The 9,967-nt window shown below is 73.1% G+C and carries 10 protein-coding genes; 6 read left to right on the top strand and 4 right to left on the bottom strand.

Annotation, left to right across the window (positions count from 1 at the left end; translation table 11 throughout):
- Window positions 1-78 precede the first annotated feature (78 nt).
- Window positions 79-1,212 (top strand): threonine aldolase family protein, encoded by a 1,134-nt coding sequence (locus ACZ7MY_RS40605; RefSeq protein WP_499610793.1) that lies wholly within the window; start codon window positions 79-81, stop codon window positions 1,210-1,212.
- Window positions 1,213-1,798: 586 nt separating this feature from the next.
- Here ACZ7MY_RS40605 and ACZ7MY_RS40600 read toward each other — a convergent pair.
- The 3 genes from ACZ7MY_RS40600 to cdgB all read right to left on the bottom strand — a co-directional run bounded on the left by ACZ7MY_RS40600 (window position 1,799) and on the right by cdgB (window position 5,530).
- On the bottom strand, window positions 1,799-2,494 hold the full coding sequence (locus tag ACZ7MY_RS40600) for a response regulator (RefSeq protein WP_499610790.1): 696 nt from the start codon (window positions 2,492-2,494) through the stop codon (window positions 1,799-1,801).
- Between the two features lie 64 nt (window positions 2,495-2,558).
- Window positions 2,559-3,752 (bottom strand): sensor histidine kinase, encoded by a 1,194-nt coding sequence (locus tag ACZ7MY_RS40595; RefSeq protein ID WP_499610787.1) that lies wholly within the window; start codon window positions 3,750-3,752, stop codon window positions 2,559-2,561.
- Between the two features lie 131 nt (window positions 3,753-3,883).
- Entirely contained in the window at window positions 3,884-5,530 is a 1,647-nt protein-coding gene (cdgB, locus tag ACZ7MY_RS40590; RefSeq protein WP_499610784.1) for a diguanylate cyclase CdgB, read from the bottom strand.
- A gap of 409 nt (window positions 5,531-5,939) precedes the next feature.
- Between cdgB and ACZ7MY_RS40585 the strand changes: the two genes are divergently transcribed.
- Window positions 5,940-6,440 carry a flavin reductase family protein gene (locus tag ACZ7MY_RS40585; protein WP_499610903.1) on the top strand — a complete coding sequence of 167 codons (501 nt, stop codon included), beginning with the start codon at window positions 5,940-5,942 and terminating at the stop codon, window positions 6,438-6,440.
- A gap of 49 nt (window positions 6,441-6,489) precedes the next feature.
- On the opposite strand, the gene arfB is transcribed toward ACZ7MY_RS40585, so the two are convergent.
- A complete protein-coding gene (arfB, locus tag ACZ7MY_RS40580; protein WP_499610781.1) occupies window positions 6,490-6,933 on the bottom strand; it encodes an alternative ribosome rescue aminoacyl-tRNA hydrolase ArfB in 444 nt (147 codons plus the stop codon).
- Between the two features lie 159 nt (window positions 6,934-7,092).
- Between arfB and ACZ7MY_RS40575 the strand changes: the two genes are divergently transcribed.
- From ACZ7MY_RS40575 to ACZ7MY_RS40560, 4 genes are all read left to right on the top strand, one after another.
- Entirely contained in the window at window positions 7,093-7,668 is a 576-nt protein-coding gene (locus ACZ7MY_RS40575) for a TerD family protein (RefSeq protein ID WP_499610778.1), read from the top strand.
- A gap of 219 nt (window positions 7,669-7,887) precedes the next feature.
- Window positions 7,888-8,382: a hypothetical protein gene (locus ACZ7MY_RS40570; RefSeq protein ID WP_499610776.1), complete on the top strand. Its 495-nt coding sequence runs from the start codon at window positions 7,888-7,890 to the stop codon at window positions 8,380-8,382.
- Between the two features lie 55 nt (window positions 8,383-8,437).
- Window positions 8,438-8,839, top strand: coding sequence for an SHOCT domain-containing protein (locus ACZ7MY_RS40565; protein ID WP_499610774.1), 402 nt, complete (start codon window positions 8,438-8,440; stop codon window positions 8,837-8,839).
- A gap of 92 nt (window positions 8,840-8,931) precedes the next feature.
- Window positions 8,932-9,903 (top strand): zinc-binding dehydrogenase, encoded by a 972-nt coding sequence (locus ACZ7MY_RS40560; RefSeq protein WP_499610771.1) that lies wholly within the window; start codon window positions 8,932-8,934, stop codon window positions 9,901-9,903.
- Window positions 9,904-9,967 lie beyond the last annotated feature (64 nt).

The following is a 9,967-nucleotide window of genomic DNA, read 5'->3' as shown; positions in this document are numbered from 1 at the left end:
CCTCACGGGGGTACCGGACGTTCTCGTCAATGCTACGCGAATGTTTCCCGGCGCCCTCGCGCACGGCAGGATCGGTCCATGACCTCTGCCGATGACGAGAAGGCGCGGCGCATCGCCGCCGTACGCTCCTGCGACCGCGTGCTGTCCCACGGGAAACCGCCGACGATGGGCGAACGGCTGGCCGGACTGGCCCGGCGGGACGGCCTGGACGGCCCCGCCGACATGTACGGCGACGGGATCGTCGCGGAACTGGAGCACCGGGTGGCCGGGCTGCTCGGCACGGAGGAGGCCGTCTGGTTCCCCACCGGGACGATGGCCCAGCAGGTCGCCCTGCGCTGCTGGGCAGGACGCACCGGCAACCCCGTCGTCGCGCTGCACCCGCTGGCCCACCCCGAGGTGCACGAGCGCGGCGCGCTGTCCGCGCTGAGCGGGCTGCGGACCGTCCACCCGACCACGGCCCGCCGGATACCCGACGCGGACGAGGTCCGCGGCATGGACGAGCCCTTCGGCACGCTCATGCTCGAACTGCCGCTCCGGGACGCCGGCTTCGTCCTCCCCACCTGGGACGAACTCACCGCCACCGTGGCCGCGGCCCGCGAGCGCGACGCCGTCGTCCACTTCGACGGCGCCCGCCTGTGGGAGTGCCCGCCGCACTTCGGGCACCCCCTCGACGAGATCGCCGGCCTCGCCGACAGCGTGTACGTCTCCTTCTACAAGTCCCTGGGCGGCGTCTCCGGCGCGGCCCTCGCCGGCCCCGCCGACCTCGCCGCCGAGGCCCGCACCTGGCGGCACCGCTACGGCGGCCTCGTCTTCCAGCAGTGGCCCGCGGTGCTGTCCGCGCTCGACGGGCTCGACCACGAACTGCCGCGCCTGCCGGAGTACGTGGCCCACGCGAAGGTCGTCGCGGCGGCCCTGCGGGACGCGCTCGCCGCGGGCACGGGCTGGGTCCGGGTGCACCCGGAGGTGCCGCACACGCACCAGTTCCAGGTGTGGCTCGCGGAGTCCCCGGACGTCCTCAACGAGGCCGCGGTGCGACAGGCGGAGGAGACCAAGACGGCGCTCTTCGGGCGCTGGGCCCCGGCGGAGGTGCCGGGGGTCGCGATGACGGAGGTCACGGTGGGGGCGTCCGCGCTCGAGTGGGACCCGGCGGGGGTCGCTGACGCGGTGGCGGACTTCACGGTGTTCCTCGCGGAGGCTCGCGCCGGGGCGTGACGCGTGACGCTGTGTGCGGGTCCGTTGCGCCTGCGGTCCCGGTGCCCCGGGCTGCCCGGCTGTCGTGTGCGGGTCGTTTGCGCCTGCCTCGGGCATTCCCCGCCCTCCCTCCCGATTGCCCGGCGCGGTCAGTGACCGCCTCGCGCGGTCGTTGTGGGGTCGGTGCCGCGCCGGGGTACCTCCTCGGCGCTCGCGGCGCTGCCCCACATCGTTCGGTACCGCACTCAACCGCTCGTCGCCTGTGGGGGCACCCCGCCACACCCCCTTCTGTCGCATGGGCGGCTGACGGCAGGAGGGGGGTTCAGTCAGGCACGTGCGGCAACCCCGGACCGCCCTCCACACCCTCCGGCCGTCATGCGTCCCAACAAACGGGAGGGGGTGTGGCGGGGTGCGCCCGGAAACGACGAGCGGCGGACCCGGGCGCCGAATGATGTTGGGGTAAACCGCGAGCGTTGAGGACGTGCGCCGGCGCGGCACCGACCCAGGCACACGGTGCGGGACCCGCACCGACCGCGCCGGGCAATCGGGAGGGCGGGCGGGTGGACGCCCGCCGCACGCGCGAACAACCCGCACACGGCGACACGGGTCAGGCGCCGCCGGCGCCACCGCCCGCACGGACCAGCCCCGTCTCGTACGCGAGGACCACCGCCTGCACGCGGTCCCGGAGTTCCAACTTCGTGAGGATCCGCCCGACATGCGTCTTCACCGTCGCCTCGCTGAGCACCAGCTTCCCGGCGATCTCCCCGTTGGACAGCCCCTGGGCGACCAGCAGCAGCACCTCGCGCTCGCGGTCGGTCAGCCGCTCCAGTTCCTTGTGCGTCGGCTGGCTAGCACTCGGCAGCAGCGGGGTGAAGCGGTCGAGCAGGCGCCGGGTGGTGCTGGGGGCGACGACCGCGTCGCCGCTGTGGACGGCGCGGATGGCCGCGAGGAGCTCGTCCGGGGGGACGTCCTTGAGCATGAAGCCGCTCGCGCCGGCCTTGAGGGCGGAGAAGGCGTACTCGTCGAGGTCGAAGGTGGTCAGGATGAGTACGCGGGGTCCGCCGTCGTCGGGGGTGCGGTCGGGGGCGCCGCAGATCTGGCGGGTGGCCTCGACGCCGTCCAGGCGGGGCATGCGGACGTCCATGAGGACCACGTCCACCGAGGTGGTGCGCAGGGTCTCGACGGCGTCCGCGCCGTCCCCCGCCTCGGCGACGACCTCCATGTCGGGCTGGGCCTGCAGCACCATGCGGAAGCCGGTGCGGAGCAGCACCTGGTCGTCGACGAGCATCACGCGGATCGCCATCGGTCCGGTCCCTCTTTCCCTTTGCCTGTCGTCTCTGTTTCCCACTGCCGCGCAGCGCGTCCCGCTAGCGCGCGGCCTTCACCGGGAGCACCGCGCTGATGCGGAAGCCTCCGCCGGGGCGCGGTCCGGCGTCCAGGGTGCCGCTGACCATGCCGACGCGTTCGCGCATGCCGATGAGGCCCTGGCCCTGGCCGTCCTCGCCGCCGCCTTCGTAGAGCTCCTGCTGGGCGCCGCGTCCGTCGTCCTCGATGAGGAGGCTGAGGTCGCTGTCGCCGAAGGTGAGCCGGACCTTGGCGCGCGCCTCGGGCCCGCCGTGCTTGCGGGTGTTGGTGAGCGCCTCCTGCACGATGCGGTAGGCGGTGAGTTCGACGCCGCTGGCGAGCGGCCGGGACTCCCCCTCGACCTCGAAGGCGACCGGCAGTCCCGCGCCCCGGACCTGCTCTATGAGGTCGGTCAGCTGGTCGACGCCCGGCTGCGGCACGTACTCGCCGCCACCGTCGTCGCCCGCGCGCAGCACCCCGAGCAGCCGGCGCATCTCGGTAAGGGCCTGGCGGCCGGTGGTGGAGATGGTCTCCAGTGCCTGCTTGGCCTGCTCGGGGGAGGCGTCCAGCACATAGGCGGCGCCGTCGGCCTGGACGACCATGACGGAGACGTTGTGGGCGACGACGTCGTGGAGTTCGCGGGCGATCCGGGCGCGTTCGGCGGCGACCGCGGCCTTGGACTGGGCCTCGCGTTCACGCTGCAGGCGGGCGGCGCGTTCCTCCAGCTCGGCGTAGTAGGCGCGGCGGGTGCGGAGGCTGTCGCCGATCACCCAGGCCAGCAGGAAGGGGACGGCGAGGAAGACGGTCGCGACGGCGTCGGCCCAGTAGCCCTCGCTCTCGTTGGGCCAGCGCAGGGTGGAGATGGTGGAGGCGGACAGACCGCCGAGGAGGGCCAGCCGGGACGCCCAGCGGGCGCCGTTGGCCGCCACGGTGTAGATGATCACCAGCATGGCGAAGTCGCCAGGGTTGGACTGGACGTCCAGCACCAGCTGGACCACCCCGACGAGGACGGCGAGCAGCAGCATCTTCTCCGGCATGCGGCGGCGCAGCGCGACCACGAGGGACAGCGCGAGCGCGAGCGGCACGGCGGCGGCCCGGGTGTTCGCGTGCAGGTCGTCGTTGGCGATCCACAGGGCGGAGAACCCGAGCAGGACGAGGGCCCAGAAGCTGTCGACCCAGGTCGGGTGCCTGCGGAGGAAATCGTAGAGACGCTGCACGTAACCCAGCGTAGGCATCCCGGATGCGTGCGGGAGTCAACCGGAGGAGCGATCCGGGGTACTCCCCAGGGTGGACGCGCGCCCTCCGCCGAGGAGGAGGCGGCGGGCCGTCCGGGGTGCGCCTCGCCCGGTCAGCCCGCGGCGCGGCGGTGGCCGCGGGTGCCGTTGCGGGAGCGCTTCTCGATGTACATGCGCTGGTCCGCGGACTGCAGCACCTCGTCCGCGGTCATCCCGCAGCCGGCCCACCCGATGCCGAAGCTGGCGCCGACCCGGACCGCCCGGCCCTCGAAGCGGATCGGGGGGATGATCGCGTTGCGCAGGCGGACGGCGAGGTCCTCGGCGTCCTCCCGGCCGAGGCCGTCGGCGAGGACGACGAACTCGTCGCCGCCGAGCCGGGCCACCGTGTCGCCGTCGCGCACCGCGCTGGTGAGGCGGCGGGCCACCTCGATGAGCACGGCGTCGCCGGTGTGGTGGCCGAAGCGGTCGTTGATCGACTTGAAGCCGTCCAGGTCGCAGAAGAGCACGGCCAGGCCCTTGCCGCCGTCGGCGTCGTCGGACGGCGCCGCGGTGTGGGTGTGGTGGTCGAACCCGGGGAGCGGGGCGGTGCGGTCGACCGGGTCGTAGTCGTAGGTGTAGGCGAACTCGTCGGCGCCCGCGAAGGCGGCGGTGTGGCCGTCGGCGTCCGGGGCCTGCGGGCGCGCGCAGATCTTGCCGGACAGCCGGGCACGCAGTTCGGCGCTGTTGGGCAGGCCGGTGAGGGAGTCGTGGCTGGCGCGGTGGGCGAGGGCCAGTTCGCGGCCCTTGCGTTCCTCGATGTCCTCGACGTGGGTGAGCAGGAAGCGCGGGCCGTCGGCGGTGTCGGCGACGACGGAGTTGCGCAGGCTGACCCAGACGTAGCTGCCGTCGCGGCGCTGCAGGCGCAGTTCGGCGCGGCCGCCCTCGGCGCTGGTGCGCAGCAGGACGCCGACGTCCTCGGGGTGGACGAGGTCGGAGAAGGAGTGCCGGCGCAGCACCGCGGCGGGGCGGCCGAGCAGCCGGCACAGCGCGTCGTTGGTGCGGACCAGCTTGCCGTGCTGGTCGCCGCCCATCTCGGCGATGGCCATGCCGCTGGGGGCGTACTCGAAGGCCTGACGGAAGCTCTCCTCGCTGGCCCGCAGGGCCTGCTGCTCCCGCTCCAGGCGGACCAGCGCGCGTTGCATGTTCGCACGTAGACGCGCGTTGCTGATGGCTATGGCGGACTGGAAGCCGTACATCTGCAGGGCCTCGCGGCCCCACGGGCCGGGCCGCCGGCCGCCCACCGGGCGGTCGACGGAGATGACGCCGATCAGCTCGCCGCCGCCGTTGGGGTTGGCGTACATGGGGGCGAGGAGGCGGTCCTCGGGGTGCCACTCGTCGGGGAAGCGGGGCGGCGGGCCGTCGCCGGGCCAGCTGGGGACGTCGTCGCCGTCCAGGACCCAGCCCTCGTGGTGGGGTATGAAGCGCAGGTTGCCCCAGCGCTCCCCCATGGTGAGCCGGCGCTCCCAGGAGGCGCGCGAGCCGACCCGGCCGGCCATCAGGGCCTCGGCGGCGGCGCTCCCGGCGACGGCGGCGACGACCAGGTCACCGTCGGGGCGGACGAGGTTGACCACGGCGAGTTCGAAGCCGAGGCCCTTGACGACGCCGTCGGCCACGGCCTGCAGGGTGTCGGCGAGGCTACGTGCGCAGTTGAGGTCCGCGACGACCTGGTGCACCTGGCGCAGGGTCGCGAGGCGGACATACGGCTCCGACTCGGTGTCCATGCGCTCTCCCCGGGCCCTCGACGACAACTCCTGAGACTGCTTGTGGTCCGTTGTGGTCCAATTCCCACCGCAACTGAATCACAGCGAGCAGTTCGACCGGTACACAGGGTCAACAATTCATGCCCCTTGTGACTCAAGTCACATCTGATTGTCGTGTTCCGATCACGCAGCGTAGAGCAGACCGGGTGTCCCCCTTCACCCATTGAACACAATCGAGCAGGTGAGCGGGGGTTGTACGACCGGAAGCGGTGACGGCCGGGAGGTCCTAGGACCTGGCTCGATCCGAAGTCCGATGCGGGTGGTGCGGCAGTCCGGCTAGCGTCGGGGCGTGTCACAGTCAATCACCTCCACGCCCCGCATCCCGCATCCTGGGACCGTGCCCGACGGTTCCGAGCCACCCGTGTCCGGCGTGGACAGCGACGCCTTCCGCGCCACCATGACCCGCCTCGCCGCGGGGGTGGTCCTGGTGACCGCCCACGACCCCGAGGACGGCCTGCGGGGCGAGGACGTCGGCATGACCGCGACCGCCTTCGTCTCGGTCTCCCTGGAGCCGCCCCTGGTGATGGTGAGCCTGCGCACGGGGTCCCGCATGGACGAACTGCTGGAGCGCAGGCGGCGCTGGGCGGTGTCCGTGCTGAGCGAGAGCCAGCGGCACATCGCCGGGCGCTTCGCCATGCGCGGGCGCATCAGCGACCGGCTGCTCTTCGAGGACGTGGCCTACTACCGCGGCGAGGTCTCGGGCGCCCCGGTCCTCGGCGGCGGCCTGGCCGTGCTGGAGTGCGAGACCGAGCAGCGTGTCCCGGCGGGGGACCACACCCTGGTGATCGCCCGGGTGCTGACCGCGCGCACCCCCAGCGCGGACGGCGCGCCCCTGATGTACTTCCGCGGCCGCTACCGGCACCTCGGCTGAGGCGCCCCGGACACCCGGCCGGGCCCCGCGGGAAGGACACCGCGGGGGCTCAGGACCAGTCGCGCCCGTCGCGGCCGCGCTTGGTGTCGCCGCGGCGCTTCTTCTCCCGCAGCCGCCGCTCGTTGATGCCGCGCGGGATCCTCGTGGGCCTGCGCACCTTGGGCGGCGGCGCGGTGGCCTCGGCGAGCAGGGCCGCCAGACGGGTCATCGCCGTCTCCCGGTTGCGCCACTGCGAGCGGTGCTCGGAGGCCCGTACGGTCAGGACGCCGCCCACCAGGCGCGAAGCGAGCCGCTCCAGGGCGCGCTGCTTCCACACCGGGGGCAGCGACTCGGAATTGGCGAGATCGAATCGCAGTTCGACCTGGCTGTCGGAGGTGTTGACGTGCTGGCCGCCGGGTCCGGACGAACGGGAGAAACGCCACATCAGCTCGGCCTCCGGTATGGAGACCGAGCCGCGGACGACGAGTGGGGGCGGCCCTGACATGCCTCCCATGATCCCGCCGACGGGCGCCGGAGTCACAGGATTTTCCGGGACATGGCACCGGAGGCGGTTTTCGCCGTAAAGGAACCATGCCGGCCTCTCACGACGTTCTCCCCTGTGAAGGTAGCGTCGAGGTCGGCACGAACGACCGACATCACGGAGGGGACTCCCATGGCTGTAAGCCTGTCGAAGGGCGGCAACGTCTCGCTCACCAAGGAAGCACCGGGCCTGGCGGCCATCACGGTGGGCCTGGGCTGGGACGTGCGCACCACCACCGGCACCGACTTCGACCTCGACGCGAGCGCCATCGCGCTCAACCCGAGCGGCAAGGTCTACGCGGACGCCTACTTCGTCTTCTTCAACAACAAGCAGACGCCGGACCAGAGCATCGTCCACACCGGCGACAACCGCACCGGCGAGGGCGCGGGCGACGACGAGGCGATCAACGTCAACCTGGCGGGGCTGCCCGCCGACATCGAGCGCATCGTCTTCCCCGTCTCCATCTACGAGGCCGAGGCCCGCAGCCAGAACTTCGGCCAGGTCCGCAACGCCTACATCCGCATCGTCAACCAGGCCGGCGGCGCCGAGATCGCCCGCTACGACCTCAGCGAGGACGCCGCAACCGAGACCGCCATGGTCTTCGGCGAGCTCTACCGCAACGGCGCCGAGTGGAAGTTCCGCGCGGTCGGCCAGGGCTACGCCTCCGGCCTCGCCGGCATCGCCACCGACTTCGGCGTCGGCCTCTGACACCCGTCGGGCCCCCGGGCCCGACGGGCCTCACCCGATGAGGCACCCCGTGCCCCGCACGCCGGTAGCGTGCGGGGCACGCCGGTGCCCGGCCCCCGCACCGGTGGACGGCCCCGGCGTCCTCGCCGGAATGACGGAGCCGTACGCCTCCGGCCCGGCCCGCCGCCGAGGTGCCGCCGGCACGGACCTGCCGCCGGGGCCGCCGCGTACCATCGGCGGGTGATCGACCTCGGCTACTCGCTCTCCCGCCGCTTCCCCGACCCCCCGCAGACCGACTACCGCACCGCCGACGTACGGGCGCTGCGCCACGACCTGTTCTGCGGGGACGTCTACCTGGCGGACGTGAAGGCCGACCGTGAACTGTCCACAGCCTGGGGATGGGTGCCCGTCCTCGACTTCGCGTGGGCGCTGTGCGACATCGTCGAGGAGCTGGACCGCGACCCGCTCGGCAGCCGCGCCGCCCGCCCCCAGTACGCGGAGCTGGACTTCACCGAGTCCACCGACCGGCTCCGCTTCCAGCGCCGCTTCGGCTTCGTCGACGTCAGCGCCGACTGGGCGCCGGAGGAACGGCCGCTCTCCTTCGCCCACGCCGAACTGCGCCGCGAGGCCCGCGACTTCCTGCACGACCTGCTCGCCGACCTCACCGACATGCACGACGGCCTGGACGCCAACCCCGCGATCTGGGACCTGACGGCGCGTTTCCCCCGTCTGTAGCCCGAACGGCGCAGCCCCGGGTGCGGGACCCGTTCGGCCGCCGTCCACTTGGGGCATGGACGACTACCCTCTGCTGAACCTCTTCTGGACGATGCTCCTGATCTTCTGCTGGGTGCTGTGGTTCTTCCTGCTCTTCAGGATCATCGGGGACCTCTTCCGCGACCACACGGTCGGCGGTTGGGCCAAGGCCGGCTGGATCATCGTGCTGATCTTCCTGCCCTTCCTCGGCGTGCTGATCTACGTCGTGGCCCGGGGCAAGGGGATGGCGGAACGCGACCAGAAGCAGGCCAGGGACATGGACGCGGCGTTCAAGCAGTACGTGCGGGAGGCCGCCGCTGGCGACGGGGGAACGGCGGGCAACAACGTCGAACGGCTGTCCAAGCTCGCCGAGCTCAAGAGCCAGGGCCACATCACCGAGGACGAGTACACCAAGGCGAAGACGAAGCTCCTCGCCTGACCGGCGCTTGACCTCAACCACGCTTGAGGTCGGACAGTGGGCGGTGCGGATCATCCGACCGCCCACTGTCGTCGTGTCCAGGGGGAAGTACCGTGCACGCCATCCGTCTCCACGCGTTCGGCCCGGCCGGCAACCTCAGCTACGAGAGGACCGGTGACCCGGAACCCGGCCCCGGGCAGGTGCGCGTCGCCGTCGCCGCCGCCGGTGTCCACGTGCTCGACACCGCCATCCGGTCCGGCGACCACGGCCCCTACCCGCTGCCGGAACTGCCCACGGTCCCGGGCCGCGAGGTGGCCGGCACCGTGGAGGCCACCGGGGAGGGCGTCGGCCCTGAGTGGCTCGGCCGGCCGGTCGTCGCCCACCTGGGCATGGTGCCCGGCGGTTACGCCGAACTCGCCGTCACCGCCGTCGAGAAGCTCCACGTGCTTCCGGACGGCCGTGACCCCGCCGAGGCCGTCGCCATGATCGGCACCGGCCGCACGGCGATGGGCATCCTGCGCCAGGCACCGCTCGGCCCCGCCGACACGGTCGTGGTCACCGCGGCGGCCGGCGGGCTGGGCAGCCTGCTCGTCCAGGCGGCGCGCGCCGCGGGCGCGGTCGTCCTCGGGCTGGCGGGCGGGCCCGCCAAGACCGCCCGCGTCCTGGAACTGGGCGCGGACGCCGCCGTCGACTACCGCGCCGAGGGCTGGACGGACGCGGCCCGCGATGCCCTGGCCGGACGGCCGGGCACGGTCGTCCTGGACGCGGTCGGCGGCGGCGCCGGCCGCGGGGCGGTCGGCCTGCTGGGCCCCGGCGGGCGGCACGTCGTCTACGGCTGGGCGTCCGGCGGGCCGCTGGAGTTCCCGCCCGGGGAGCTGTCCGCGCGCGGCATCACCTCCGAGGTCGTGCTCGGTCCTGCCATGCTGCGGATCGGGCTGCGGACGCTGGAGGAGGAGGCCCTGGCCGCGTGGACGACCGGGCGGCTGACGCCCGCCGTACAGCGTTTCCCGCTCGCCGAGGCCGCCGCCGCGCACGCGGCCCTGGAGGGCCGCGGCACGATGGGCAAGGTCGTCCTGGTCCCGTAGCGGGCGCCCGCTCCCCGCGCCCATCGGCGCGGACACGGCGTCCGTCGCCGGATCCGATGGCGCG

It is taken from the genome of Streptomyces sp. NPDC111520, from assembly GCF_055635295.1.
Note: the sequence above shows the minus strand (reverse complement) of the source record. Positions and strands in the feature narration are given on the sequence as shown.

Excerpts from the sequence above, each read along its gene's own strand:
- ACZ7MY_RS40605 (WP_499610793.1), top strand. The coding sequence starts at position 79 with ATGACCTCTGCCGATGACGAGAAGGCGCGGCGCATCGCCGCCGTACGC.
- ACZ7MY_RS40600 (WP_499610790.1), bottom strand. The coding sequence starts at position 2,494 with ATGGCGATCCGCGTGATGCTCGTCGACGACCAGGTGCTGCTCCGCACC.
- cdgB (WP_499610784.1), bottom strand. The coding sequence starts at position 5,530 with ATGGACACCGAGTCGGAGCCGTATGTCCGCCTCGCGACCCTGCGCCAG.
- arfB (WP_499610781.1), bottom strand. The coding sequence starts at position 6,933 with ATGGGAGGCATGTCAGGGCCGCCCCCACTCGTCGTCCGCGGCTCGGTC.
- ACZ7MY_RS40575 (WP_499610778.1), top strand. The coding sequence starts at position 7,093 with ATGGCTGTAAGCCTGTCGAAGGGCGGCAACGTCTCGCTCACCAAGGAA.
- ACZ7MY_RS40565 (WP_499610774.1), top strand. The coding sequence starts at position 8,438 with ATGGACGACTACCCTCTGCTGAACCTCTTCTGGACGATGCTCCTGATC.